Annotated in this window: 23 protein-coding genes; 14 read left to right on the plus strand and 9 right to left on the minus strand. The window is 65.1% G+C overall.

From position 1 onward, the window contains the following. Window positions 1–67: 67 nt before the first annotated feature. Together aspT and RT424_RS13310 are read right to left on the minus strand one after the other, a co-directional pair. Window positions 68–1,735 carry an aspartate-alanine antiporter gene (gene aspT, locus RT424_RS13305; protein ID WP_313438903.1) on the minus strand — a complete coding sequence of 556 codons (1,668 nt, stop codon included), beginning with the start codon at window positions 1,733–1,735 and terminating at the stop codon, window positions 68–70. Further along, complete coding sequence (locus RT424_RS13310; RefSeq protein WP_313438906.1) at window positions 1,732–3,084, minus strand: DcaP family trimeric outer membrane transporter; 1,353 nt, start codon at window positions 3,082–3,084, stop codon at window positions 1,732–1,734. The genes aspT and RT424_RS13310 overlap by 4 nt, the downstream gene beginning before the upstream one ends. A 460-nt stretch (window positions 3,085–3,544) precedes the next feature. Between RT424_RS13310 and RT424_RS13315 the strand changes: the two genes are divergently transcribed. After that, the gene (locus RT424_RS13315) at window positions 3,545–4,972 is read left to right on the plus strand and encodes a protoglobin domain-containing protein (RefSeq protein ID WP_313438909.1); all 1,428 of its coding nucleotides are present in this window, start codon (window positions 3,545–3,547) and stop codon (window positions 4,970–4,972) included. 4 nt (window positions 4,973–4,976) lie between these two features. Here the strand turns inward: RT424_RS13315 and RT424_RS13320 are convergent, their stop codons facing one another. Beyond that, window positions 4,977–6,155, minus strand: coding sequence for a MaoC family dehydratase N-terminal domain-containing protein (locus RT424_RS13320; protein WP_313438912.1), 1,179 nt, complete (start codon window positions 6,153–6,155; stop codon window positions 4,977–4,979). A gap of 212 nt (window positions 6,156–6,367) precedes the next feature. On the opposite strand from RT424_RS13320, the gene RT424_RS13325 reads away from it, so the two are divergent. Next, window positions 6,368–7,162 carry an SDR family oxidoreductase gene (locus RT424_RS13325; protein WP_313438915.1) on the plus strand — a complete coding sequence of 265 codons (795 nt, stop codon included), beginning with the start codon at window positions 6,368–6,370 and terminating at the stop codon, window positions 7,160–7,162. Window positions 7,163–7,421: 259 nt separating this feature from the next. Then, entirely contained in the window at window positions 7,422–9,176 is a 1,755-nt protein-coding gene (locus RT424_RS13330; protein WP_313438918.1) for a chloride channel protein, read from the plus strand. 141 nt (window positions 9,177–9,317) lie between these two features. Here RT424_RS13330 and RT424_RS13335 read toward each other — a convergent pair whose 3' ends face one another. After that, window positions 9,318–11,240 carry a CocE/NonD family hydrolase gene (locus RT424_RS13335; RefSeq protein WP_313438921.1) on the minus strand — a complete coding sequence of 641 codons (1,923 nt, stop codon included), beginning with the start codon at window positions 11,238–11,240 and terminating at the stop codon, window positions 9,318–9,320. 217 nt (window positions 11,241–11,457) lie between these two features. Between RT424_RS13335 and RT424_RS13340 the strand changes: the two genes are divergently transcribed. Then, window positions 11,458–11,655, plus strand: coding sequence for a hypothetical protein (locus RT424_RS13340; protein WP_313438923.1), 198 nt, complete (start codon window positions 11,458–11,460; stop codon window positions 11,653–11,655). A 96-nt stretch (window positions 11,656–11,751) separates the two neighbouring features. Here RT424_RS13340 and RT424_RS13345 read toward each other — a convergent pair whose 3' ends face one another. Both RT424_RS13345 and RT424_RS13350 read right to left on the minus strand, forming a co-directional pair. Then, window positions 11,752–13,125, minus strand: a complete 1,374-nt coding sequence (locus RT424_RS13345) for a class II 3-deoxy-7-phosphoheptulonate synthase (RefSeq protein ID WP_313438926.1) — start codon at window positions 13,123–13,125, stop codon at window positions 11,752–11,754. Window positions 13,126–13,314: 189 nt separating this feature from the next. Next, window positions 13,315–16,251, minus strand: a complete 2,937-nt coding sequence (locus RT424_RS13350) for an insulinase family protein (protein ID WP_313438927.1) — start codon at window positions 16,249–16,251, stop codon at window positions 13,315–13,317. Between the two features lie 189 nt (window positions 16,252–16,440). On the opposite strand from RT424_RS13350, the gene RT424_RS13355 reads away from it, so the two are divergent. The 6 genes from RT424_RS13355 to RT424_RS13380 all read left to right on the plus strand — a co-directional run bounded on the left by RT424_RS13355 (window position 16,441) and on the right by RT424_RS13380 (window position 20,142). Further along, window positions 16,441–17,019: a NifU family protein gene (locus tag RT424_RS13355; protein WP_313438929.1), complete on the plus strand. Its 579-nt coding sequence runs from the start codon at window positions 16,441–16,443 to the stop codon at window positions 17,017–17,019. An 8-nt stretch (window positions 17,020–17,027) separates the two neighbouring features. Then, window positions 17,028–17,687, plus strand: coding sequence for a tRNA (adenosine(37)-N6)-threonylcarbamoyltransferase complex dimerization subunit type 1 TsaB (gene tsaB / locus RT424_RS13360; protein WP_313438931.1), 660 nt, complete (start codon window positions 17,028–17,030; stop codon window positions 17,685–17,687). Window positions 17,688–17,694: 7 nt separating this feature from the next. Further along, window positions 17,695–18,153, plus strand: coding sequence for a GNAT family N-acetyltransferase (locus RT424_RS13365; RefSeq protein WP_313438934.1), 459 nt, complete (start codon window positions 17,695–17,697; stop codon window positions 18,151–18,153). A 184-nt stretch (window positions 18,154–18,337) separates the two neighbouring features. Then, complete coding sequence (locus RT424_RS13370; RefSeq protein ID WP_086492771.1) at window positions 18,338–18,784, plus strand: MucR family transcriptional regulator; 447 nt, start codon at window positions 18,338–18,340, stop codon at window positions 18,782–18,784. 108 nt (window positions 18,785–18,892) lie between these two features. Then, the gene (locus RT424_RS13375; protein WP_086492770.1) at window positions 18,893–19,330 is read left to right on the plus strand and encodes a Fur family transcriptional regulator; all 438 of its coding nucleotides are present in this window, start codon (window positions 18,893–18,895) and stop codon (window positions 19,328–19,330) included. A gap of 92 nt (window positions 19,331–19,422) precedes the next feature. After that, window positions 19,423–20,142: a lysophospholipid acyltransferase family protein gene (locus RT424_RS13380; protein WP_313438943.1), complete on the plus strand. Its 720-nt coding sequence runs from the start codon at window positions 19,423–19,425 to the stop codon at window positions 20,140–20,142. A gap of 52 nt (window positions 20,143–20,194) precedes the next feature. Here the strand turns inward: RT424_RS13380 and RT424_RS13385 are convergent, their stop codons facing one another. Beyond that, the gene (locus RT424_RS13385; protein ID WP_313438946.1) at window positions 20,195–20,857 is read right to left on the minus strand and encodes a hypothetical protein; all 663 of its coding nucleotides are present in this window, start codon (window positions 20,855–20,857) and stop codon (window positions 20,195–20,197) included. Window positions 20,858–20,924: 67 nt separating this feature from the next. Between RT424_RS13385 and ispH the strand changes: the two genes are divergently transcribed. The 4 genes from ispH (at window position 20,925) to RT424_RS13405 (ending at window position 24,502) form a co-directional block, all read left to right on the plus strand. After that, on the plus strand, window positions 20,925–21,914 hold the full coding sequence (gene ispH / locus RT424_RS13390) for a 4-hydroxy-3-methylbut-2-enyl diphosphate reductase (RefSeq protein ID WP_313438949.1): 990 nt from the start codon (window positions 20,925–20,927) through the stop codon (window positions 21,912–21,914). Window positions 21,915–21,931: 17 nt separating this feature from the next. Beyond that, on the plus strand, window positions 21,932–22,921 hold the full coding sequence (gene thrB, locus RT424_RS13395; RefSeq protein WP_313438952.1) for a homoserine kinase: 990 nt from the start codon (window positions 21,932–21,934) through the stop codon (window positions 22,919–22,921). Then, window positions 22,918–23,355 (plus strand): ribonuclease HI, encoded by a 438-nt coding sequence (gene rnhA, locus RT424_RS13400; RefSeq protein WP_132262277.1) that lies wholly within the window; start codon window positions 22,918–22,920, stop codon window positions 23,353–23,355. The genes thrB and rnhA overlap by 4 nt, the downstream gene beginning before the upstream one ends. An 88-nt stretch (window positions 23,356–23,443) precedes the next feature. After that, window positions 23,444–24,502, plus strand: coding sequence for an FUSC family protein (locus RT424_RS13405; protein WP_313438960.1), 1,059 nt, complete (start codon window positions 23,444–23,446; stop codon window positions 24,500–24,502). 188 nt (window positions 24,503–24,690) lie between these two features. Here the strand turns inward: RT424_RS13405 and RT424_RS13410 are convergent, their stop codons facing one another. Continuing rightward, window positions 24,691–25,782: an FAD-dependent oxidoreductase gene (locus RT424_RS13410; RefSeq protein WP_313438963.1), complete on the minus strand. Its 1,092-nt coding sequence runs from the start codon at window positions 25,780–25,782 to the stop codon at window positions 24,691–24,693. 6 nt (window positions 25,783–25,788) lie between these two features. Next, complete coding sequence (locus tag RT424_RS13415) at window positions 25,789–26,745, minus strand: alpha/beta hydrolase (RefSeq protein WP_313439001.1); 957 nt, start codon at window positions 26,743–26,745, stop codon at window positions 25,789–25,791. Window positions 26,746–26,759 lie beyond the last annotated feature (14 nt).

A 26,759-nucleotide genomic window follows, 5' to 3' on the forward strand; every position in this document is an offset into this window, starting at 1 on the left:
GAGAAACAGCGCCGCTTCGGGAGAGCGACTGAAGACCTCATGCAACCATGGCATCACGCACTCCTAGTCAAACCAGATGAAAAACGAGCCCCACCACGATCGGCCCCAGCAGGGGCAGCAGGACGTTGGAAATCGCGTAAGTGACGGTGTAGCCCACCACCGGCGTGGAGTTGCCCGCGGTGTTGACGAGGGCACTGATCGCGGGCGTGCTGCATTGCTGGCCGGCTATCGCGCCTAGCAGGAACGGCAGCTCGATCTTGAGCAGCTTGTGCCCCACGAACAGCGATACGCCTGCCGGCACCAGAGCCGTAAGCATGCCGGCAAACGGTAGCCAGATGCCATATTCCCGGACGAGATCGAAAGCTTCGGGTCCGGCGGAAAAGCCCACGCAGGCTATGAAGGCGGAGAGGCCGAAGTCCTTGAGTATCTGGGCCGCCGATGCGGGCAGAACGCCCGTTGCCGCGTGCCGCGACGCATACCAGCCGAACACCAGGCCGGACAGCAGGCAACCGCCTCCCACCCCCAGCGTCAGATGGATCCCGCCCAGTTCAACGCCGACAAGGCCCAGCAGGGCGCCGATCAGAACGCCGGTGCCCAACATGATGAAGTCGGTCTTGTCATCGGCGGGAACGGCGCGCCCCAACACGGCGCCGGCGCGGGATACCGCGCGCTCCGGGCCGAACAGGCGCACCACGTCGCCCGATTGCAGGACCACCTCCGGCAGAAGCGGGATGTCGCGACCGAGCCGCTGCAGGCGCGCGATGAAGACGCCGCGTCGCAGGTCCAGAGGCGCCAGCCTGCGTATCTCGGCCAGGGTGCGTCCGGCCATGCTCCTTTGCGACAGCACATAATCGCGGCTCGCCACTGGAAGGTCGATGCGCCGGTCGCCGAGTTCCTGACCAAGCCGCCCTGCGGCAGCGATGATAGCCTCGCGGCGGCCCACCAGAAGCAGTTCGTCCTCGGCGCCGATCATGGTCGCGGGGGAAGTTTCGGTCTGCTCGCCCAGGCGGCTGATGCGGACCACCGTCACGGCATTATCCGCAGCGGCCTCGAAGGCGGAGACCGACATACCGGCCGCGCGCCCTGCCCTGAAACTTCTGCCGACCAGTTCGGGCAAAGCCGGCTGGTCCTCCGCCTCCCCTTCGCCCAGCTTGCGGGCCAGCGCGCCGGCGGCCGAACGCAAGTCGATGCCGACGAGAAGCGGCGCGATCTGGCTGGTAAACACGACGATCGTCACCAACCCGAACAGATAGGTGATACTATAGGCCGTGGCGATCTGCCCCTGGAGCGCCTGCGTCTCGGGCGTATCGAGGCCGAGGCGCGAGACGGCTTCCGAAGCGGTACCGATCACTGCCGATTCCGTCGCGGCCCCTGCAAGCAGCCCCGACGCGGCGCCTGCGTTGAGTTGCAGCAGGACGGCCGCTCCCAGAACAAGGGCCAGGACGGTGAAGACCTCGATCAGGGACAGCATGCCGAAGCGCCAGCCGCTGCGGATGTTCGCGAAGAACTGCGGCCCGCCGGTGTAGCCCAGCGCGAAGATGAACAAGGCGAAGAAGATGGACTTCAGGTCGGGATCGACGCGCACTCCCAACTGGCCTATGAGCAGCGCCATCAGCAACGTACCGCAGACACCCCCGAGTTCGACGGGGCCGAGCCTCAGCCTGCCCACCAGATGTCCCAGCGCGATCGCCAGGAACAGCGCCATCTCGCCGTGCTGCTCGAAGAAGCCGTTCACCGGACGAAGTCGTACTTGAAACTGGTCTGGAGGCGGACGACATCCGCGCTCTGGCCGTTCTGCAATTCGTGCCTCCCGTACAGCGCCTCCACGCCCAGCGAGAAGTTCGGGCTGGCCTGGAGGATCAGGTTGGTCGCCCCGTAAGTGCTGGACCGGAACGCCGTCAGCGGCAGCCGGGGGTCGCGTTCAAGCTGCACCAGACTGCCCACGAGATTGGATCGCCAGCGCTTGCTCCAGTGATGGGTGTAGCCAAGGTAGCCGGCATATGTCGCCAGGGTCTGCACGCTGCCGTCCGGCGCTGCCAGGGCATCCAGTCCTCGGCCGCCAAGATCGTTCACGTAGCGGGCGATACCCTGGCCGTAAGTGAAGCTGGCCATGGCGAAATCGTCGCCCAGGCTGGCCAGTCCGGACAGGTTGAGCCCATAGCCAAGGCTCGTCCGCGCATCGCCGTCGAGGCGGTAGCCGATCCTGCGAATGACGGCGGCACCCTGCACATGGCCCCAGTCCCGCTGAAGCCGCAATGCTCCGACCACATCGGGCATCGGCTGCTCTCCCATGGCGCCCGTCGGCAAGGTCATGTCCGAAGAGGGTTTTTCAACGGAGAGGGTTGCCGTCAGGCCATCGCCGATCTTGAACAGGTATCGCAGCGCCGCCAAACGCAGCAAAGCCTCGCCCGCCGGACCTTCGTCGTCCAGCGTCTCGGGATAGGCGTCCGAATCTATGAAAGCGCTGTAGCCGTACCCCGCGTAGATATTGCCGACCTGGCCATGCGCCTGCCGCAGCCGGAACGCCGTGACGCCGGCGCCGCCGTAGAAGTCGTTCTCCAGATAGAAGCGCAAGGTGCCGAGGCTGCTGGGGCGTCGCACCTCGAAGCTGAAACGCGTTGCGTTGGCATCGACGTTCATGTTGCGGCCCCGGCTGCCATCCACCGGGATCGTGGCGGGCACCAGCTTGTCCGCGTTCCCGGCGGGCGAGAAATCGTAAATGGCATTGACCTTGGCGAACCCGCCCAGCTTCAGCATCGTCTGCGTGCCGGGAATGGGGATGAAGCCGCGCAACTCCGGATTGTTGGGCGGTGGCGCGTTGTCCGGCCTGGCGACACCGGTCAATTCGTCGCCGAAAGTGTCGCGCACGGGGCTGGCGGTCGACGCTCCGGAGCGGTTTGCGCTTGCCGAAGCGGCGGGCACCTGGGAGGTGACGGATGGGGCGGAGGCCAGGCGCTGACCCGGCATAGGGTTGGCGGCATTGGGTTCAGGCTCATGCGTCGCCCGCTTGTCGGCCGAAAGCTGTTCTCGCAGCTCGGCCAAGGCCGCTTCCAGACTGGCCACCCGCTCTTTCAGCGTCGCCACTTCAGCCTCTGTCGAGGCTGAATCCTGCGCGTACGCTGTTGCCGGAGACAATGCTGAAAGGTTCGCGATAGTGATCAGCGCATAAACCTCGGCAATTCGCATCGGCCCCTCGCCTGGCAGACGTCCAGTTGCCGTTCATGATACAGGCCGAGCGAGCAAAAAATTGTTGAATCCCAACTTTTTCAAACGATCACATTCCAGCGTTCGATCCATTTCACGCGATGCAGCCGGGATTTCGAAATAGCCTGCTGCGATCGCGCGATCTCGTCTTGAGGGGGGCATCTCGCATCGGGAGAACGCGCATTCCCTTGTCCGGCCAGACGCAGGGTATTGTCGGCGCGCGCTTTGAGTGGAGGCCGAAAAAGCCCGGTAAAAGCGCCCGATCGCCCTCCGAACGCTCTATAATATCGAAAGAAAACGATTTCACGGCGGGATGCGATCCGCCGGGCAGGAGTTGAAATTGACAGTCAAGACCGTCGAGGAACGTCTGGAGTTCCTCGAATTCGATGCTGCGCAGCGTCGTGTCCTTACCGCCGCGCAACCCCTTCTCCGCGCTTGCATTCAGCCCGCCCTGGAGCATTTCTATCGCCGGGTCCGCGCTACCCCCGCCATGGCACGGATGTTCCGCGGCGATGCGCACATCGACGCGGCCAAAAGCGCGCAGGTCGGCCATTGGATGGGCATCGCCACGGGCCGCTTCGATGCGGACTATTACGCCGCCGTCACCCGCATCGGCAAAGTCCATGCCAGGATCGGTCTGGAGCCGCGCTGGTACATCGGCGGATATGCGTTGATCCTTGAGGAGATCATGGCCGCGGTCGAGCGCAGCGCCAGCCCCTGGCGCCTGTTCACCCGCCGTGTCAGCCCCGGCAAGCTCAGCCGCGCGCTGATGAAAGCCGCCATGCTCGATATGGACCTGTCGATCTCGATCTATTTCGAGGAGGCCGAGGCCGAGCGGAACCAGGCCATCGCCGCGCTGGACAAGGCGATGTCGCGCCTCGCCGCCGGAGACCTTCTCCATGACATCGACGATCTGCCGGCCGGGTTCCTCTCGCTCAAGAACTCCTACAATCGCAGTCTGGCGAACTTGCGCGATACGATCGGCGCGGTCGTGACCACATCGAACGCCATCCACGGCGAATCCGGCGCGATCGCGCGGGCCTCGGCCGATATCGCCAAACGCACCGAAAGCAGCGCCGCCAATCTCGAGGAGACGGCGGCGACCCTGGTCAGGGTGGAGGAACGCGTGAAGGCAACCGCCTCCGGCGCGATGGAAACCCTGGGCATCGCTGGCGAGGCGCTCGGTTCGGTGGAGCAGGGACGCGAGGTTGCCGGAAACGCGGTGCAGGCCATGCACGTCGTGCATGAAAGCGCCCGCGGTATCGACGCCGTGATCGAAGGCGTCGACAAGATCGCCTTCCAGACCCGCGTCCTAGCCATGAATGCGGCGGTCGAAGCCGGACGGGCCGGTAGCGCCGGACGCGGTTTCGCAGTCGTCGCCGACCTCGTGGGATCGCTGGCCATGCGCGCCGAGGAGGAAGCCCGCAAGGCCCGCAATGGCCTTTCCGCAACCCGCACCGAGATCGACCAGGCCGTGGAGACCGTCTCCCGAGTGGGTCTTTCGCTGGAGACGATCGCCGGGGAAGTGGGACGCGTCCATGCGCTCGTCGAGACGATGGCGCGCGACAACGATGCGCAGGCCACCGCCATCTCGGAAGTGAGCACGACGGTGGGCATGATGGATCGCACCACGCAGCAGAACGCCGCCATGGTCGAGCAGACATCCGCCGCCGCGCGCACCCTGATCTCGGATGCGACGACCCTTGCGGAACAGGCTGGCCGGTTCCAGATCGGCGATCCGTCCACGGCAAGGATTCGCGCCGCCTGACGCGTTATAGTGGCAGGGAGACTTGGGCCGTTCCCTTGAGGATCGTGGCGCCGTCCTGCGTCGTCATCCGGGTCTCCACCGTCACGACCGCCATGCCGAAGTCGCTTGTCTCCTGCTTGTCCACCACTTCGGCATCGACGTAAGTCACGTCGCCTTCGAACGCGGGACTGCGGAACTGGGTCTTCGAGTGCCAGATGTAGCCTTCGTGTCCGGCCCAGTAGGCCACGGTATCGAGGTGCCATGCATTCATCGACGAGCCGTAGCCATAGGCCCCGCCCATGCCGACCTTTTCCGCCTTTTCGGGATTGATATGACCTGAGCTGGGCCCATGGAACAGGCCGTCTCCCTGCCTTGGGTCTATCTTGCGGGCCTGGAAATCGTAAGTCATGTCGCCGCCGAAACCGGCATCTTCCTGCGCGGGATCGTGGACTCCTTCGGGCGCATTCCAGCGCCAAGTGCCCCAGATGTTCTGCCGGTGCGCACGGCATTCCAGCGCGAACGTCACCCGGCTGTGCGGCCCGATCACGCGGCGAGGCAGCCTATCGCCCACGTTCACCGCGCTCCAGCGCGGAGACACGCCGTCGCGGCCGGACCTGATCCAGTCCAACCGCACCCGCGCCACCTCGTCCAGTTCAGCCCCGGTCCATAGCCTGGGATCGCGGCTGTCCTTGTCGTAGACCTTACGGCGGTTCGCCTCCTCCACCAGATAGCGGATCGAAGTGGCCCGTTCCTTGGCGACGAGGGCGCCGTGCTGATTGCGATGGACCGTATCGCCATCGGCAAACATCGTGGGCCCGGCAAAACCCGTCTCGGCAATGCGATAGCCCGCGAACGTGCGTTCCTGGGTCAGCTTGTCCCCGGGGCGGACGGGATTTCCGTAGAACCACCATTCCTCTCCCGCGAAGATCAGATGAGAGCCCGGGATCCGCCCGACGCACGAAGGATGGCAACCGTGTCCATAATCCATCGCCACCGTAAAGCTCTGCGGCGCCACGATACCGCCGAACCTGCTGGCGCGGGCGAAGTCCTCATCCCAATGCAGCGGGTTGGCATAGTCCATCGCCTGCACCCAGCGGCGGATGTCGGTGGCGTTGCAGGGATCCCAGAACTCGGCGAAGATGACGGGCTTGCCCACCCACTTGTCGACGTCACTGGTGTCGAGCACCACATCTCCTTCGGCCATCTCGCTCTCCCGCATGGTCTGGTTCCCAGCGCTTTTCCATTAGCGCCCGCGCCGTGCCCGGCCGAAGGTGCAGCACTATCGGCAATCCGCGCAAGCCCGCCGCGCCTTCGCGCCGGAGCGATACTTGCCCGTCAACGGCATTCCCCTGACGCATCGATGCCGCGATCTGGGCTAGCCCGATGCAAACACGAATCGCGGGAGAATGCTTCGCCATGAAGATCGACAACACGCTGGCCGCCGTCGTCACCGGCGGCGCATCGGGCCTCGGCAGGGCAAGCGCCAAGGCTCTGGCCGAAGCCGGCGTGAAAGTGGCGATCTTCGACATCAGCGAAGAAGCCGGCGAAGCTTTCGCGGCCGAGATCGGCGGCGTGTTCTGCCAGGTGAACATCCTCGACGAGGACAGCGTGGAGGCCGGCTTCGCCAAGGCGCGCGCCGCCCACGGACAGGAGCGCGTCGTCGTCCACTGCGCTGTCGTTGCAGGCGGCGGAAAGACCGTCTCTTTTGACAAGACCACCGGCGGTTTCAAGCGCATGGCCACCGAACAGATCGCGAAAACGGCGGAAGGCGTGTTCACCGCCTCCTACCGTGTCGCCGCGATCGCGGCGCTGGGCATGGCCGGCGCCGATCCGCTGAACGAGGACGGCGAACGCGGCTGCATCATCCTGACCTCTTCCGCCGCCTCGCAGGACGGCCAGATCGGACAGGTCGCCTATGGCGGCGGCAAGGGCGCGGTGAACGCCATGGTACTGCCGATGGCCCGTGACCTGATGGATCTGGGCATTCGCGTAAACGCCATTCTCCCCGGCACTTTCGCGACGCCGCCGATGCTGCGGGTGAAAGAGATGAACGAGGCGGTCTACGAGGGGCTCGGCAAGGCGGTGCCCTTCCCCAAGCGCCTCGGCAAACCCGAGGAGTTCGCTTCGTTCGTGCTGGAACTGGCCCGCAACACTTATTTCAACGGCCAGTGCATCCGGCTCGACGGCGGTATTCGCATGCCGCCGAAATGAGGCACTTCCGGGATTGGAGATAGCGGTTCCAGTGCGACGAGAGGGGAAAGCTTCTCGTCGTCCCGGACTTGATCCGGGACCGCTGGCCTAGCTTCGCCCAACCCTCGGATAAGCGCCTGAAGCCCTGCCAGCGGTCCCGGATCAAGTCCGGGACGACGCCCTGTCTTCCCCTTCGCGCAGTGTCTTGCCCTCGCTTTCTCCTCGTTCCCTCCGATACCCGCCTTGACAGTCCCGCGGCCGGAAGCGCAATCGATAGACGATGCGACGTCCCGCCGTTAACGCCCTGAAAGCCCTGGTCATCCGCCAGCGGCAGCGCATGCGCGAGAGTGAACTGGCCTTCATCGTGCTCGCCGTGCTGGCGGGCATAGCGGCGGGCTGGTTGACCAACCTTCAGGGCTTCCTGGCCCACGCCCTGCAACAGCTGTTCTACGCGATCGAAGGCAACCGCCTCAGCGCACTCGGCGAAATCCGCCATCCGTGGAGACTGCTGGCCCTGCCCTTTGGCGGTCTGGTGCTGATCGGCCTGGCCTATCTGCTGCGCCGCCGCCGCCGCGCCCCGATCGACGTGGTAGAGGCCAATGCCCTGCACAGCGGGCGAATACCGTTCATCGACAACCTCATCATCTCCGCCCAGACCATCATCTCCAACGGCGCGGGCGCATCCGTCGGACTGGAGGCGGCCTATGCCCAGATGGGCGGCGGCGTCGCCTCGGTGCTCGGCCAGTGGTTCAAGCTGCGCCGCGCGGATATGCGCACGCTGGTAGGGGCCGGCGCGGGCGCGGCCGTGGGCGCCGCATTCGGCGCGCCGCTGGCAGGCGCCTTCTACGCCTTCGAGATCGTGATCGGCACCTACACCCCCTCTGCCATCGCGCCCGTGATTGCCGCGGCCCTTGGCGCCGCCTTCATCACCCGCGAACTCGGCGTCGAGCCCTACCTGATCGCCGCATCCAGCGCCCGCGATCTGACGACCGGCGACTACTTCGTCTACGCCGTGCTCGGGCTCGTCTGCGCTCTCGTGGGCATCCTGATCATGCGGCTGGTGACCTCTACCGAGATCCACGTCCAGCGCTTCACCCGTTTCGCCCGTTGGAAGCCCCTGGTGGGCGGCTTGCTGCTGATGCCGCTCGCATGGATATCGCCGCAGTCCCTCTCGGCGGGCCATGGCGCCATGCATCTCAACCTCGCCATGCAGCCCGCGATCCAGTTCCTGCTCTTGGTGCTGGTGCTCAAGATCGCGGCCTCGGTGATCTCCTTGAGCTTCGGCTTTCGCGGAGGGCTGTTCTTCGCCTCGCTGTTCCTGGGATCGCTGGTCGGGCTGATCTTCGCCGCTGCCGTACAGATGCTGCCGCTCGGTATCGAACTCGATCCCACCCAGTCCGCCCTCGTGGGGATGAGCGCGCTTGCCGTTTCCATCGTCGGCGGCCCGATGACGCTCGCCATGCTCATGCTGGAGACCACGCACGACTTCGCGCTGATGGGCGTGGTGCTGACAGCCTCGCTCGTCTCCAGCGCCTTCACGCGCGAGATGTTCGGTTATTCGTTCTCGACCTGGCGGCTGCACATTCGCGGCTCGATCATCCGCTCTCCGCGCGACATCGGCTGGATGCTCAGCCTCACGGCGGGCCGGATCATGCGCAAGGACTGGATTTCGGCGCCGGCGACGCTCTCGATCGCAGATTTCCGCGCGCGGGTGCCGCTCGGTTCGGCCAGCAAGGCGATCCTGCTCGACGCGGACGATCACTACGCCGGGATCGTCACCACGTCTTCCGCCTACAATCCCGAACTGCCGCAGGACGGCGAGATCGGTTCGCTGGCGACCCTGAAACGCACGACGCTCTCTCCCACCACCGACATCCGCGCCATGATCAAGGCTTTCGACGTGGCGGTAGCGGACGAACTGGCGGTGGTGGACGGCGTCGGCAAAGTCGTGGGCGTGGTGAGCGAACGCCATGCGCGAAGGCGGTACTTCGAGGAGATCGAGTCTTCGCAGCGGGAATTGTTCGGAGAAAGCTGACGGCAGAAGACCGTCGTCCCGGACTTGATCCGGGACCGCTGGCCTCGCGTCACCCGGCTCCCGGCTGGGCGCCCCTCCGCAAGCTTGCGCCTAAAGTACCGCCAGCGGTCCCGGGTCAAGCCCGGGACGACGCCAAGGGCTTCAGTCTTGCGCCACCGGCAGCCACACGGCGCTAGCCGCTTCGCCGCCGTAAGTCACCGTCTCCGTCGCCTTCACATAGTCGCTCGCCTTGGCTTCCATGATCGAGGGCACCCACGACTGCGGGTTGCGGTCGTAAAGCGGGAACAGGCTTGACTGCACCTGCACCATGATCTTGTGGCCCGGCAGGAACACATGATCGACATTGGGCAGAGACCACCGGAAGGCATAGCCCTTGCCTGGTTCGAGCGGCTGCGGCTTGTCGAAACCGTTCACATAGCGGCCGCGAAAGATTTCGATGCCGATGCCGAGCTGATAACCCGCCAGTTGCGGATTGGCGGAGTTCTCCTGCGGATAGACGTCGATCAGCTTGACCACGAAGTCGCTGTCGCGGCCGCTGGTGGAAGCGTGGAGTTCAACCTTGGGCGCGCCCTTGATGTGGACGGGCTTGTCGAGCACCCCGGTGGTGTAGCTCAGAACGTCCGGACGGCCATCGACGAAGCGCTGGTCGTGCACGAGCCAGGTCTTCCACTCTTCACCCTGCATGTGGACCGGGCGCGGCAGCATCGGCACCGGCTTGGCGGGGTCGGAGACATAGCTATCGCTACCCGAAGCCGGCCTGTTCCACGAAAGGCCGTAGTTCGCGGCAAGGTAGAGCGGCGTATAGGTGCCGGCGGGCCAGGAAGGCGAGACTTCCCAGCGGTTCGTTCCGGTCGCATAAGTCACGACCGGCGGCGTGTCGCATTTCGGGGCCACGGTCTTGAGGTGGCAGTCGAGGAACGGCTTCATGTAGCCACGGCGGAATTGCGCGCCGGTATCCCCTTCCCACTTGAGCGGGCCCAGCTCGCGAGCCTCGTAGTTGACCTGCGAGTGTCGCCAGGGGCCGATGGCAAGGCTCACCATGTCGCTGGGCGTGCCGTTCCCCTTAAGCGCCTGGTAGACCGCCGGGGCGCCGTAGCTGTCCTCCTGGTCCCACTGGCCCACGACCAGCATGGTCGGCACGGTCAGCTTGCGGGCGGCGAGCAGCTTGTCCACCGCCTGCCCCTGCCACCAGGCGTCATAGCTGGGATGCTCCAGCACCTTGCGGACCACCGGCAGGTCGGTAAGGCCGTAAGCCCTGGCATATTCGAGGGCCGAACCGGCTTCGAGATAGGCCTGATATTCATCGCCCGTACCCTTCGGCACCGCGCCGCCGCCCTTCTTGACCGTCTGGCCGAGGTCGTAGTCGAAGCCGAACATGCGGAACGCGCCGTTGTGGAACCAGTCGTCGCCCATCCAGCCATCGACCATCGGGCTCTGCGGCACGGCCGCCTTGAGCGCCGGATGCGGATCGATCAGCGCCATCAACGACGTGAATCCGAGATAGGAAGAGCCGGTAATGCCGACCTTGCCGTTGCTCTCCTTCACGTTCTTCACCAGCCAGTCGATGGTGTCGTAGGCGTCGGTGGCGTGATCGACCTTGGTCTTGTTAAGCGGCCCGCGCAGCGGACGGTTCATCACGTAGTCGCCTTCGGACCCGTCCAGCCCGCGCACGTCCTGGTAGACGCGGATGTAGCCGTCGTTGACGAAATCCGCGTCCATCACAGGCAGGATTTCCTCGATCTTCTGACTGCGGTTGCGGCTGGTCATGCCGCCCGCGTTGTAGGGCGTGCGGCTAAGCAGGATCGGCGCGTCCTGCGTGCCTTTGCGCATGACGATGACGGTGTAGAGCTTCTTGCCATCCCGCATCGGCACCATCGCTTCACGGCGGATGTAGTCTGCCTGGGGGCGGACCCAATCGTACGAGGCCACCTGCTCGTTCATCATCGTAGGAGTCGACGCGTCTGCGGTGCCCTGCGCCGAAAGCTGCGGCGCGACAAGCGCGAGCGGTGCGGAGGCGAGGATTGCGGCGGTTCTGAAGGCTGCGGCCCGGATGGTCTTGTTCATGCTTGCGTTTGGTGGCTTGTGCCTTTCGAGCGGTCAAGCGCCGAGATGCCGGATCTTGATCCGAGGTTGAGGGAAAATCGATTGCCGCTTCAATCCTCGTAATGTCGTTCGTCCGATCGGGACAGCCGTTCGCAGATAAGGCGTCGATCCGAGCGCACCGGGCGCGAAATACCCCAGGCACGAACATGCCGGTATAAGTTCGGATCAGGAGAGGACGGTGGAGCAAGCGGAAGCCGAGGAACTGGCGCAGACCCTTGAGGCATGGGCAGCGCTGGCCGATCCCGCGAACGAGCTTGCCCTAGGCCCCCGCTCGATGCTCCAGGCGGCTTCGGTAATCCGGCGTCAGGCGCAAACCATCGCGTCGTTGCGCCATGCCTTGCAGCAAGCGAGGGTCCGGGAACGTCTGCTCGACTGACCCCGTCAACGAGGCGGCCTGTTAACGAGGAGGGCGGGAAAGCTGCTGCCTTCCCGCCCTCCAATATTCCCGAGCAATGTTACCGAGCGAGGCCGATCAGGCCGCCTGCTTCTGCCGCTCGGTCGCTTCCAGGTTGAGCAGGTCTGCCAGCTCGAAAGCGAGTTCGATCGACTGCGCGCCGTTGAGGCGCGGGTCGCAGTGGGTGTGGTAGCGGTCCTTCAGCGCCTCGTCGGTGATGGCGATGGCGCCGCCGGTGCATTCGGTGACGTCCTGGCCGGTCATCTCGATATGGATGCCGCCTGCATGCGTGCCCTCTGCCCGGTGGACCGCGAAGAAGCCGCGCACTTCGGCCAGGATACGGTCATAGGGACGGGTCTTGAAGCCGGTGTCGGTCTTGATGACGTTGCCGTGCATCGGGTCGCACGACCACACCACCGGATGACCTTCCGCCTTCACCGCGCGCACCAACTTGGGCAAGCCCGCCTCGACCTTGTCGTAGCCGTAGCGGCTGATCAGCGTCATGCGGCCCGGCTCGCGGCCCGGATTGAGCGTGTCGAGCATCCGCAACAGGGCGTCCGGCTCGAGGCTGGGCCCGCACTTCATGCCGATCGGATTGCCGACGCCGCGCAAGTACTCGACATGGGCCGAGCCTTCGAAACGGGTGCGATCGCCGATCCACAGCATGTGGGCCGAACAGTCGTACCAGTCGCCGGTCAGCGAGTCGCGGCGGGTGAGCGCTTCCTCGTAAGGCAGCAGCAGTGCTTCGTGGCTGGTGTAGAATTCGGTGCCCTGAAGCTGCGGGACCGAGCTTGGGTCCACGCCGCAGGCCGCCATGAAGTCCAGCGCCTCGCCGATGCGATCGGCCATCTGCGCGAACTTCTCGCCCCAGGGGCTGCGGTTGATGTGATCCATCGTCCACTGGTGCACCTGGCGCAGGTTCGCATAGCCGCCGTGCGCGAAGGCGCGCAGCAGGTTCAGCGTGGCCGAGGACTGCGTATAGGCGCGCAGCATCCGCTCCGGATCGTTGCGACGCGCATCGGCGTTGCCTTCGATGCCGTTGATGATGTCGCCGAAGTAGCTGGGCATCTCGACGCCGCCCACGATCTCGGTCGGGGCCGAGCGCGGCTTGGCGAACTGGCCGGCCATGCGACCCAGCTTCACTACCGGCTGTTTGCTGGCGAAGGTTAGCACGACCGCCATCTGGAGCAGCACGCGGAAGGTGTCGCGAATGTTGTCGGCGCTGAACTCCGCGAAGCTCTCCGCGCAGTCACCGCCCTGGAGCAGGAAGCCGCGACCGGCGGCGACTTCGGCCAGATCAGCCTTCAGAGCACGCGCCTCGCCCGCAAAGACCAGCGGCGGAAACTTCGCAAGCGTGGCCTCGACCTCGCCCAGCTTCTCCGCATCGCCATATACCGGAAGATGGCGGGCTTCCTGAGCCTTCCAGCTTTCCGGGGTCCAATTGCTAGCCACGTTACGTACTCCCGGCGGTTCCTTCGCCTTCTCTCCCAACGCCACATGCGCTAGGCCAAACCGGCAAGAACCGCAAAACAAGGGGCGCCTTTAGCGCCCCCGAGTAATTTTTGCAAAGCCGGTTTAGCCGATCAGCATGATCGATTGCGCCCGGCGTAGTTTTCATGGCTGCGCAACCGACCGAATGCCCTATTTCGCCGCCACCGCGCCCACGGCCTTGCTTTCCGGCATGACTTCCAGCCTCCACGAGTTGTTCTTGCCCAGATAGCGGGCGGCGAGCGCCTGCATCTGCTGCGGCGTGGTGGCCGTGTAGTCGTAAAGAATCGTACGGACGGTGCCGATCCGCGAAGGATCGTAAGTCGCGCCTTCGAGCTGGCCCATGAAGAACGAGGTGCTGGATGCCGCGCGCGTCACCTGCTGGCGCATCGGTTCGGTGACGAGCGCCAGTTCCTGCGCGGTCGGCGGGTTGTTGATGAGGTTCTGCGCGATCTCGTCGGCGGTCTGGAAGAACACCGTGGTCGATTTCGGATCGAGCTGCGCCATAGCGGTGATCGATCCGCCCGCCGCCAAGTCCACCGGCCATTGCGAATAGACGTAAGGCGCATAGGACACGCCCAGCTTCTCGCGCACCGCATCCAGCAGGCGGTTGGTGAACAGCTGCGTGAGGATTTCGAGCTGGCGCGATTCGCGGATGCCCACGGAGCCGCCGCCGGTCGGCCAGGAGATAACCGCCGCAGCCTGGTCTGGATCGCCGTGGTGCTTGAGGACGATCGGCACGTCCGAGGGCTTGGGCACGGTGACGGCGGCCGGGTCGGCTGTCGAGGGCGCCGGCGTGCGCGCCTTCAGGGCACCGAACGTCTTTTCAAGCGCGGTGATCGTCGAAGCCTTGTCGAAGTCGCCGTAGATCTGCACTTCGACCGGGCCGCTGGTGAGAGCCTTGCTCCAGACCTTCTTGAAACCGGCCGCCGTCGTCTTCTCGATCGCCTCGGGCTTGGGCGTGGCGAAGCGGGGATCCTGGCCGCGCTGATAGAACTCCAGATCGCGGTTCAGCACGCCCTGGGGCGAGGTGGCATAAGTGGCGTACTGGATCTTCGCGGCGGCCTTTGCGCGGACCAGCGGCTGCGGATCCCAGCGTGGCAGGTCAAGCTTGGCGGCGAAGAGATAGAGCTGGTCGGCCAGATCCTGCGGGCGGGTTTCCGCCTGGAACTGGAAGCTGGCATCCTGCACCTCGAAGTCGAAGCCCATCTTGCGGCCGGTGGAGATGCGGTCGAGGTCTTCCTGGCCGAGCGTCGCCAGACCCGAGCCGACGAGCGCAAATTCGCCGAGCGCGATGTAAGGCGCATCCTGCGGCGCGATCGAACGTTTGCCGCCGCCGAAACGGACCTTGACGGTAACCCGGCCCGGTTCCTCCTGAACCGGCCAGAGCAGCGCCTTCACGCCGTTTGCGAAAGTGAGCTGCTCGATGTCGAGCAGGCCCGTTGGGGTCTGCGCAGTGGCCTTGTGCGGTGCGCCGATCGCGGGGAGCTTCTCGAAAGATACCGGCTTCTCGTTGCTGGCCGCGCGGACCGAAGCGTCCGGCTTGATCGGCTGGAGCAGCGCGGAGCGCAGCGTCTCGTCAGTGGCGCCACCCTGCTTCTGCGTGGTGAACAGCGCGCGGGTCACCGTTCCGTTGAACAACTGTTGCGTGTGCTTGAGCACGTCTGCGGGCGTGAACAAGTGCTTGGACTCGCGGAAGATGCGCAGCACGTCGTTCGGCGCGGCCACCGTCTCGCGGATGTCGAGCGCATTGACCATGTCGTCGGCCAGCTTCGAACCCGGAAGAATACGCTGTTGTTCGACGGGCACCTGGAAGGCCACGTCCAGTTCGGCAACTTCGCGGTCGATCTCGGCCTGCGTGGGCGGCTTCGTCATGGCATCGGCGATCACCGCGCGCACGTCGCGCAGGGCTGCCTGCCAGTCGTCTCCGAGCGGGGTGACGGACACGAAAGTGGCATCGGCCGAGCGTGAAACGTCGTCCTGATTCACCGACGCGGAAAGGAAACTGCCCCCTGCCCGCGCCTTGGATTCCAGGCGGCGGTTGATGACGGCCTGGGCAATCGAATCGACCATCAGGCCCTGATTGTAGACGACATTGTCGGTTACCTGCCGCCAGGGCCGCAGGATCGCATACATCAGCGACGGCGGCAGGTCGGGCTCGACCAGCACCTTGGTTTCACCGATCGGGTTCCTTGCATCGGCGCCTTCCGGCGCCACCGGATCACCAAAGCTGGGCGCGGTGCTCAGCTTTCCGGTGGCCTTCCAATCGGAGAACCACTTCTTCACATAGCTTTCCAGCGTGGCCGGATCCGCATCGCCGGCAACGATCACGGCTACGTTGTCCGGGCGATACCAGCGCGAATAGAAAGCCCGCACCGAGTCCGGCGTCGCGGAAGTAAGCGTCTCGACGGTGCCGATCGGCTCGCGAACCGAGAGCGGTTGCCCGGCGTAGAGCGTCTGCTGCATCGCGTCCTGCACGCGCTTCGCCGCCCCGCCGCGCTCGCGCATTTCAGCGAGAACGATCGGCAGGTCCGACTTGAGGTTGGAAGCCGAAAGCGTCGGCGCCGTCACCATGCCGCTCATCAGCTTGAACGTCTCGTCGAGCGAGGTCGGCGTGGCGTTGGGCAGGTCCAGCTTGAACACCGTCTGCGTGGTGGAGGTGACGGCGTTGGTATCGCTGCCGAAAGTCGCGCCGAGGCGCTGGAAGGCGGCGATCGCCGTGCCCTCGGGGATGTATTTCGACTGCCGGAACAGCATGTGCTCCAGCAAGTGCGCATAGCCACGCTCCGAATCGGTTTCGTAGAGAGAACCGGCATCGGTGCGAATACGGATGGACACTTGCCCCGGCGGCACGCCGTTGCGGCGCACGGCATACTTCAGGCCGTTGGAAAGTTCGCCGAAATGCCACTCCGGATCGCGCGGGATGTCGCTGCCGCGATAAAGCCACGGGTCGCGATCGCCGGGCAGCGTTTCCGGTGCCGGAGCCGGAGCCGGAGCGTTCGGCACTTGCGCGAGAACGGACTGAACCGGGAGAGGAGCCAGCAGAAGCAGGCAGGCGAGCGAGCGGGCGGCGCGCGAAGATTTCGTCATCGGGAGGGGTATAGGTTCCGGTTCGATTAAGGGCCAGTGAATAGCGCCAATGGATGGTGAGCGGCAGTTCCAGGATGGAAAGTCGCGGCGTGAAATGAGCGAGAATGCAGCCTTGTTCCCGCCTCGCGCAAAGTCAATTGCACCTTGTGGACTTGACCCTACCTCACCAACACCTAAATCGCGTGGATCATGTTCATCGAAACCGAAGCCACGCCCAATCCCGCCACGCTTAAATTCCTGCCCGGACGGCAGGTGATGCCGGCCGGCACCCGCGAATTTACCTCGCCAGAGGACGCAGAGGTCTCGCCGCTGGCGCAGGCGCTGTTCGACCTTGGCGACGTCACGGGCGTATTCTTCGGCCAGGGCTTCGTTTCCGTCACGGCCGCGCCCGGCGTGGAATGGTCGGACCTCAAGCCCCAGGTCGTCTCGATCCTGCTGGATCACTTCGTTTCGGAAGCGCCGCTCTTTGCCGGCGGGGACGCCAGCGGCTTCTCCGTACCGATCGAAGAGGACGCGGACTATGGCGACGATCCCGCCGATGCCGACATCGTCGAACAGATCAAGGACCTGATCGAAACCCGCGTGCGTCCCGCCGTTGCCAACGACGGCGGAGACATCGTCTATCGTGGTTATCGCGATGGCGTGGTCTATCTCGCCATGCAGGGCGCCTGTTCGGGCTGCCCCTCCTCCAGCGCCACGCTGAAACACGGCATCGAGAGCCTGCTGAAGCACTACGTTCCCGAAGTCACCGAAGTCCGCGCGGCCTGACCGCCAGCATGAAAGGGACTACGGGGGAGGCTTTAGGCGGCCGGACACTGGTGATCGACAGCGCGACCGAAGCCTGCTCGGTCGCGCTTTTCGATGGCGAAACCCTGCTCGCCGGCGAGTTCCGGATGCTCGGGCGCGGTCATGCCGAAGCGCTCGTGCCAATGATTGCTGCCCTGCCCGATCGTGGCCGGGCCGAACGCATCGTCGTCGCGCTCGGTCCTGGCAGCTTTACCGGCGTTCGCGTGGGCCTTGCGGCCGGGCGCGCCCTGGCGCTGGCCTGGGGCTCGAACGTGTTGGGCTATTCCACGCTTTCCTTGGTGGCGGCCATCGCGCGCGATCAGGTGGGGCCTGTCCCCGTCGGCGTAGCCATGACCGGCGGCCATGGCGAATGGTTCGTACAAGCCTTTGCCGCCGACGAAACGCCCGGCAATTCGCTTGCCTCGCTGCGCCCCGACGCCGCAGCCGAGATGGTCGAGGACGTCATCGCCGGCAACCAGGCAGAGGCGCTAGTCGCGGCACGGGGCAGCGGTACGGCGCTGCCGATCTGGCCCGACGCCCGCGCTTTCCTCCTGCTGCCACCCGAGGCCCTGTCAGCCGACATTCGCCCGCTCTATGGCCGCGCGCCCGACGCTCGCCTGCCAGGCGGACGCCCCGGACCGCAGGTCTGACCTACGGATGATCGACGATCTCGACCGGATCATGGCAGTCATGGCCAGTTCCTTCGATCCGGCCTGGGGCGAAGCGTGGAACCGCCGGCAAGTGGAGGATGCGCTCGCCTTCGGCAACTGCCACTATTTCCTCATCTCCGCCGAAGGAAAAGCCGTTGTCGAACCGGAAGCTGCGGCGGGCTTTTCGCTATCCCGCACCGGATATGAGGAAGAAGAACTGCTGCTTCTGGCCGTAGCGCCCGAATATCGCCGGTTGGGACTTGGTCGATCCATACTGGATGCGCTTAAACTTGCCGCTACCGGACGCGGAGCTAAACGCTTGCTGCTGGAGATGAGAAAAGGAAATCCGGCACAATCGCTTTACTCCGGATTCGGCTTTTATCAGATCGGTGAACGCAAGGAATACTATCGTACACCGGCGGGAAATAGAATCGACGCACTCACCTTTGCTTGCGATATAGCCTGAAATATACGCATAGCCTCCAAGACACTCAAAATATTGCTCATCCTCTTTGTCGTTACAACTGTCGCAAATAGGGACGACTTTGAATCGATCTTGAATTTGAGGTCAAAATGGTTCAGAGCTAATGGGCAGGCCTTAAATGGCCGCCGATTCCAGAAATGGTCGCAATAAAAGAGGTCGTAGAATAATGGAAAACATCCAGGCTGATGCCAACGAGACGTTGATCACGCTCACGTCAGACATCGTCGCCGCCCACGTCAGCAACAACAGCGTCGGCGTCGAAGATCTTCCCGCACTCATCACCAATGTCTACGGCGCCCTCGCCGGACTTGGCGGTGCGCCCGTCGTTGAAGAAGAAAAGCCGGAACCCGCCGTTTCGGTTCGCGCTTCGGTCAAGCCGGACTACATCGTCTGCCTTGAAGACGGCAAGAAGCTGAAAATGCTGAAGCGCCACCTGATGACGCACTATAACATGACCCCGGAAGAGTATCGCGCGCGCTGGAACCTGCCCGCCGACTATCCGATGGTCGCTCCCAACTATGCCGAGAAGCGCCGCGAACTGGCCAAGAAGATCGGTCTGGGCCGCAAGCCGAACGCTCGCCGCGGACGCAAGCCCAAGACGGTCGCCGCATAAGGCGTCCAACGAGAAACGTCGGTCTTTCCGATCGACGTTCTGCGGTTGTGATTATGGGCACGGCAGCCTATCTAGGTTGCCGTGCCTTTTCATTGATACGGGTCAAACGTGCATCAACCTATCGACCTCGAAGCGCTCTGCGCCGAACGCGGCCTTCGGATCACCGAACAACGCCGCATCATTGCCCGAGTGCTGTCCGAGAGTACCGACCATCCCGACGTGGAGAAACTCCACGAACGCGCCACCGCGCTGGATCCGGGCATCTCGATCGCCACTGTCTACCGCACCGTGCGCCTCTTCGAGGAAGCCGGCATTCTGGACCGTCATGATTTCGGTGATGGTCGCGCCCGCTACGAAGCGGCGCCGGAAGCACATCATGACCACATGATCGACGTCGAATCCGGCCAGGTGATCGAATTCGTCGATCCCGAGCTTGAATCGCTTCAGCGCCAGATCGCGGAAAAGCTTGGCTTCCGCCTGGTCGACCACCGCATGGAACTCTTCGGAGTGCGGATCGACCGCGAGGAAGGCGAAAAGCGCAAGTGAACGCCGAGGCTGCGGCCAAGGCTTCCTTCATGAAAAGGCGGATCGCACCCTGGGCATGGCCCTTGGTAGCTGTCCGCCTTTTGTGTTTGCTTGTGCTGCTGGCGACATGCGTTCCCGCCTATTACCTTTTAGCGCCCGTCACGAAGCGCAATCCGGTGCCTCCGTTCTTCCTGAAGCTGGTAGGCGTCGTCAGCGGGCTTCGCGTCGCCGTGAAAGGTACGCGCTCCCTCTCCAACACTTTCTTCCTTGCCACTCATGTAAGCTGGCTGGATATCCCCGCGCTGTCGGGCGTTACCCGAACCGCCTTCGTCGCGCATGACGGGTTGGCCGGCTTCGCGCCCCTGCGATGGCTTTGCGCGCTCAACGACACGATCTTCATCGCCCGCCATCGCCGCAGCACCGTTTCCGCGCAAGTGGAGCAGGTCCGCCAGGCACTGCGGGAAACGGGAGCGCTGACGATCTTCCCCGAAGGCACCACCTCCGACGGCGTCACGCTGCTGCCGTTCAAGTCGTCGCTACTCTCCGCCATCGGCACGGAAGACGCGGACATCGCCGCCCAACCGGTCTGGATCGACTACGGCAGCGATGCGGCCGAAATCGCCTGGATCGGCGACGAACCGGGCCTGGACAACGCCCTGCGCATTCTTGCACGCACGAAGCCGCTCAGGGTTACCTTGCACTTCCTGAAGCCGCTGGACGAAGCGGATCGGCGCGACCGCAAGGCTTTGGCACGCGGTGCCCAAGACGCAATCGGACAAGCGCTGAAAAACCGCGGGGAATGCGGCAAACGGCAGGCATCGCGGATCGGGTAAGGCCTAGGACGCTCCCGGCCTCGATCTTTCCGAAGCCGCTGGAGCGGGCCTCTCAGCGCGTGGCGTTGTAGGCCAGCTGCGCCTCGTCGAGCTGGAAGCCGATCAGGACTTCGAAGCTCGAACGGGCAACGGCTGCCTTGACGGTGGGATCCGAAAGCGGATCGACGGCAGCATCGGCATCGCCCGCCTTGCGCTTGCGCGTGATCTTCTCGCGAATGTCGGCAGGCAGCGTCGCGGCGGCACGATCGATGAAGGCCGATCCCGTGGCATGGGCCTGCGCACGATCCTGACCATCCGCGAAAGTGAGCGTGACACGGCCGACGCGCTTGGAAACCACGGCGCTTCCGCCCTGGAGGACCGAGACGAAGAACGGCAGCGTCACCTGGCGGGCGCCCTGCTTGTCGTTCCGGCGCGCCAGCACGTCGAACTCCACTTTCGCGAAGACCTTGTCACCGCCCTGCTCGTTGCACACGGTGCGCACGTTGGTCATGGCAGCTTCCAAGTCGATATTGGCGGCGGTGCGATCATTCGGCGCGCGGAACAGCGTCATGTCGCCTGTATAGTCGGGAATCCCGACCGCCGGGCAGGCAGACCGCACGGCGGTGATGCCCACGCCCGAATCGACCACGATCTCTCCCTTCTTGGCGCAGCCGCTCAGCGCGGACACCGCGGCGGCGGAGCAGAGGACAGTGGCAGTCAGGCGGCGTGCATTCATCGTGAGGTTCCTCGAAGACGTCGGCTTGCCCTAGCGGTGCGAGCGGCAAAGCGCTAGAGCCCCAATCATGAACGCGCCCTTTCCGTCTCCGAACCCGCCCCGTTCCGGCCCGCCACGTTCCGGAACGCCTCTTCGCCTGTTGATCGCAGCACCGCGCGGTTTTTGCGCAGGGGTGGACCGCGCGATCGAGATCGTGGAGCGTGCCATCGAGATCTACGGCGCCCCGGTCTACGTTCGGCACGAGATCGTGCACAACAAGTACGTGGTGGACAATCTCAAGGCCAAGGGCGCGGTCTTCGTGGAAAGCGTAGACCAGGTGCCGGACGGCGTGCCGGTGATCTTCTCCGCCCACGGCGTGCCCAAGTCGGTACCGGCCAAGGCGACCGCCCGTGGGCTCGATTGGCTGGATGCAACCTGTCCGCTCGTCAGCAAGGTCCACCGTCAGGCGGAGCGGCAGATCGCGGACGGTCGCCACATCCTGTTCATCGGCCATTCCGGCCATCCGGAAGTGATCGGCACGTTCGGACAGGTTCCCGAAGGCAACATGACTCTGATCGAGACGATCGAGGATGTCGCTACCGTCGATGTTCCGTCGGATTGCGAACTTGCCTATCTGTCGCAGACGACGCTGTCGGTGGACGATACCGCCGGGATCATCGCCGCGATCCAGGCACGCTTTCCCCAGGTGGTTGCCCCCAAGCAGGAAGACATCTGCTACGCGACGTCCAACCGTCAGGCGGCCGTCAAGCAGATCGCCCCCGATTGCGACCTGGTGCTGGTGATCGGATCGCCCAAGAGTTCGAACTCGCTTCGCCTTGTCGAAGTGGCGGAACGTGCCGGCTCGCGCGGCCAGATGATCCAGCGCGCCGCCGACGTCGAACCGGAATGGCTGGCAGATATTGCAACGCTGGGCCTGACCGCCGGCGCCTCGGCACCGGAGGAACTGGTCAACGAAGTGATCACCCGGATCAAGGAACTGCGCGAAGTCGAATCCGAGGAACGGGTGACCGCAGAGGAAACCATCACGTTCAAGCTGCCGCGCCAGCTCGCCCGCTGAAGGAATCCAGTAAAGTCATGGCAGTCTATACCCGACTTGGCGCGGAGGAAATGTCCGCGATCATCGAGACGTTCGACGTCGGCACGCTGGTTTCAGCCAAGGGCATCGCCGAAGGCGTGTCCAACAGCAACTGGCTGATCGAGACGCAACAGGCAGAGAAAGCCCGCCGCTTCATCCTCACCGTCTACGAGAGCCGGACGGACGTTTCCGAACTGCCGTTCTTCCTCGACCTGCTGGACCATCTCGCCGCACGCGATTGCCCGGTACCGCGCACCATGCACGACCGCGACGGCGCCAGCCATCGCTTCATCGGCGAAGGCGAGAACCGCAAGGCTCTGGCGCTGATCGAGTTCCTGCCCGGCGTTTCCGTTTCCGAGCCGACTCCCGCACAGGCCCGCGCGGTGGGCGCGGCGCTGGCGCAGATCCACCTCGCCGCAGCGGACTTCGGACGATCGCGCGCAAACTCGCTGGACCTGCCGGCATGGCAGCAACTGCTGGGCGACTGCACGCGCGAAGGGCTGGAATCGATAGACCCCAACCTCGGTGCACTGGTGGAACGCGAACTGGCCCGATTGGCCGGACAGTGGCCTTCAGACCTGCCCAGCGGCGTGATCCATGCCGACCTCTTCACCGACAACGTGCTGATGCTGGGAAGCAAGGTCACCGGGCTGATCGACTTCTACTTCGCCTGCACCGATCTGCTGGCTTACGATGTCGTCGTCACCCACACGGCCTGGTGCTTCAGCAATGATGGCACGCAGTTCCTCCCCGACCTGTCGCGCGCCTTGATCGAGGGGTACGAAGCCGTGCGCCCGCTCTCCGATGCCGAGCGCGCCGCCCTGCCGCTGCTGGCGCGCGGCGCGGCAATCCGCTTCCTGGCGACCCGCGCCTACGACTGGCTGAACACGCCGGAGGACGCCCTCGTCACGCCCAAGGATCCCATGGCCTTCGCCCGCCGCCTCGAATTCTATGCCGATCCGGCCAATTCCGGTATTTTCGCGGCATGAAGCAGGTACAAATCTTCACCGACGGCGCTTGCAAGGGCAATCCCGGCCCCGGAGGCTGGGGCGTGCTGCTGCGCATGGGCGTCCACGAGAAAGAGATGTCGGGCGGCGAGCCTGACACCACCAACAACCGCATGGAGATGACGGCCGTCATCAAGGGCCTCAATGCCCTTACCGAGCCTTGCGAGATCACGCTCCAGACCGACAGCAAGTACGTGATCGACGGTATCACCAAGTGGGTGCACGGCTGGAAGAAGAAGGGCTGGATCAATGCCAGCAAGCAGCCGGTGCGCAATGCCGACCTCTGGCATGACCTGATCGAGGCGGTCGCCCGCCACAAGGTCCACTGGGAATGGGTTCGCGGCCACTCCGGCCACGCAGAGAACGAACGCGTGGACAAACTGGCCAGCGACGCGGCGGTCGCCGCCGGAAAGTAGCGGGAGCCCGCTGCTGCCTGCTCCCGAACCTCGCTTCCCCTCATCGACCGTCATCCGCGACCGTCTACGCGAGGAAGCGCGCGCCCTCGTGACGCCCGGCCCGCGCATGGCGGACGAATGGGCCTGCGTCGCCTCGGTCATGTTGGCGATCCTCTTTGCGCATTTGATCGGCGCGAAAGTGGTGGCCTGGGCGGCCTTCACCGCCTTCGTCCTGCTCAAGAGCGAGACTGCCGAAACGCTCCTGCGCGGTGCGATGCGTATCGCCGGCACCGCGATCGGATCGCTGCTGGCCCTGGCGATCGTTCCCTATGCCGCCCATTCCCTGCCGCTCGCCATGGTCAGCGCCGCGCTGGTGGGCGCGGTCGGCCTCTACGGCATGATCACCGCCCGGCGCGCCTATGCCTGGCTGCTGTTCGGCCTGACCTTCGAGATGATCCTGCTCGACAAGCTGGAGCACCCGGACCTCGACACCATCCACTTCGCGCAGACGCGTATGCTGGAAGTGATCGCCGGTACGGCCGCCTGCGTCATCGTGAGCCTTTGCGCCGCCACACTTTCGGGCAGGAGATGGCTGGCCGGGCGAAAGCCGGCACCGGACCGGATGAAGTGGCACCCTCACGCCGCGCGCCACGCCGCGCAGGCCGGGATCGCCATCGCCGTGCTACCGGTGCTTCACGCCCTGTTCCAACTGCCGCAGATGGCCCAGGCCGCCGTCACCGTGATGGCGGTGATGATCGTGCCCGTCAGCGGCATCGGCGCGAGCGGTTTCGTACCCGTTACCCGCCGTCTGTTCCAACGTACGCTGGGCTGTCTCGCGGGCGGCGCGCTGGGGCTGGCGGTGCTCCTGCTCGCCCAGGGCAGCGCGCCGGTGCTGATCGCCGGGACGTGCCTCGGCATCGTGATCGGCAGGCATATCGAGAATGGCCTGCCCAACGTGACCTACCTCGGGCTCCAGTTCACCCTCGCGGTGCTCGTCGTCCTCGTGCCCGACTCTTACGCCGACGCGGAGATCATGCCCGCAGTGCATCGGCTCGTGAGCATCTTCGTGGGCATGGCAGTGCTGGAGCCGGTTTTGCTGGCCTGGCACTTCGTTGCGCCAGGGCGGAAGGGTAGCGGGGCAAGTCAGCAGGCTGAGAATAACGAGTGAAGGAAAGGAAAAGCAGGGGAGCTTAGCCCCCCTGCACCCCCAGGACTGTCGAGGTCACGCTAGCCAACTCCGTAATGCGCCCATGGTGGCGTCGGAAGACAAAATGGCTGCGCCGCACGGAGCGCACGACGGCTAGGCGGCGCGCAAGATCGATATTCCGAGGGTCTGGGGGATCATCCCCCAGGACTTCACCTCCCTAAAAACCGTCCCGGCCCAAACGGCTCAGGATCGACCTCACCCATCACCTTCCCCAACAACAGCCCCGCCCCCAGCACCGCAGCGGCGGGGGCAGTCTGAATGCCGAAGCCGCCCTGCCCGGCGAACCAGAAGAACGCACCGTCCTGCGGATCGAAACCGTAGACCGGCAGCCGGTCCGGCGCGAAGGAGCGCAAGCCTGCCCAGCGATGCTCCACGCGCAGGACCGGCCGATCGACCACCTGCTCGAACCTGTCGATCGCGAGCGCCACGTCGATTTCCTCCGGCGCGGCGTCGCAGGGCGAACTGGGCGTCTCGTCGTGCGGGCTCAGCCAGAGGCGGCCGCTTTCGGGCTTGAAATAAAACCCGCCCGCGACATCGAGGACCAGCGGCAAGCTGTCCGGCGCGACGGGCTCGATCGCGACTTGCGCAATGGTGCGACGAAAGGGCGCTATGCCCAGCGGCTCGACCCCAGCCTTGCGCGCGACCGGATCGGCCCAGGCGCCTGCCGCGTTTACCAGCATGTCGCAACCGATCCGGCGACCATCGGCCAGCGTGAGCGCCCAGCCACCAGAAACGCGCGTGGCGGCTGCAAGGCCCGCGCGGCACCATAGCGCCACGCCCGCCTTGCGCGCGGTGGCGAGGTAATGTTGGTGAAGCGCCGCCACGTCGATGTCGCAGGTGCTGGGCTCCAGCACGCCGCAGGTCCATTCCGGCTTGAGATCGGGAATGCGTGCCGCGATCTCCGCACGATCCAGCCGCTCTACGGCGATGCCGACGCCGCCGTAGGTCTGCGCGAAAGCAGCAATGTCTCGCTCTTGTCCGGTCCGGCCGATCGTCAGCGCGCCGCGTGGCGTGAGCACGCCCAGACGGTGCAGTTCGGGGCCGGAGGCGGTGGTCAGCGGCTTGACCTGCGGGCCGCCGTAGCTCTCCGTCCAGAATGCCGCAGACCGGCCGGTCGCATGGTAGCCGGGGCTCTCCTCGGCCTCGATCACAAGCACGCGGGCCTGCTTTCCCAACCGGGCGGCCAGCGAAGCGCCTGCCATGCCGGCGCCCACTACGACGATATCGAACCTCGCATCCATAGGGGGTCAGCCCCTAACGGGCGCGGTCCGGTTCAGGAAGTCCCGAATGGTCGCAAGTGCCCGATCACGCACTGGATCGCTCTCACGCAGGATTTCGTGCCGGGCTTCGTGCCCGAAGGCCAAAAGTTCGGCCCGAGGCAGCCTGCGCGCGGCACGCCGGATTGCCGGCCAGGAAACGAGCCCGTCATAGCGGGTGGCCAGCAGCAGTACCGGCACCTTCATCGCTTCCAGCGCGCCTTTGGCTTCGAGCAGACCGATCGAGGCCAGCGCCCGTTCGATCCAGCCCCAGCTTGCCGGCCCCATGACGATGCCCGGCCGCCGTTCGCGCCACCAGTTCTCATCGGCGTAACGGGCCTTGTCATGCGTGAGCAGCTGCGACCGGGCATGTGGGAGAAGCTCCGGCTTCTCGCTGTGCTTCCAGGCCGGACGACGCGAATCGCCCAGCCCGGCAATTCCGCGCGCGACGGCATGGAGCAGCCCCGACGGCACCCACGCGGGATGAATGCCCAGCATCGGCGCGGACAGTACAAGCGAATCCGGCCGGACCTTCCCCTGAGCGGCAGCCCGCAGCGCGAGATGCCCGCCCATCGAATGGCCGACAAGCACATGCGGCCCCGGCCGATCGGCGGCCCACGCATTCCAGAAGGCGGCGAGATCCTCGACCCACAGGTCGAAGTCGGGAACGTGCCCGGTCGTCGCATCGAAACCGAGACGGCCGCTGAGCGCCTGCCCCCGCCAGTCGATCGAACTGACCGCCCAGCCTTCGAGGTGCCACTGCTCCAGCGTTTCCAGCCACTTTTCGTAGCAGTCTCCGCGCCCCGGCAGGAACAGGATCGAGCCTCGGGTTCCGGCTACCGGCCAGTCGATCCGGCGCAAGGGCTCCGGTCCGCTCGGGCCGGTCCAGAAACTCTCGACGACACCTTCGGGGATCGCCCGACGCGCCTTGGCGGCCTCGCGCGCGATGTCGCCCAAGGACG

The sequence above is a fragment of the Novosphingobium sp. genome (assembly GCF_032093395.1).
In the GTDB taxonomy this organism is placed as follows: Bacteria; Pseudomonadota; Alphaproteobacteria; order Sphingomonadales; family Sphingomonadaceae; genus Novosphingobium.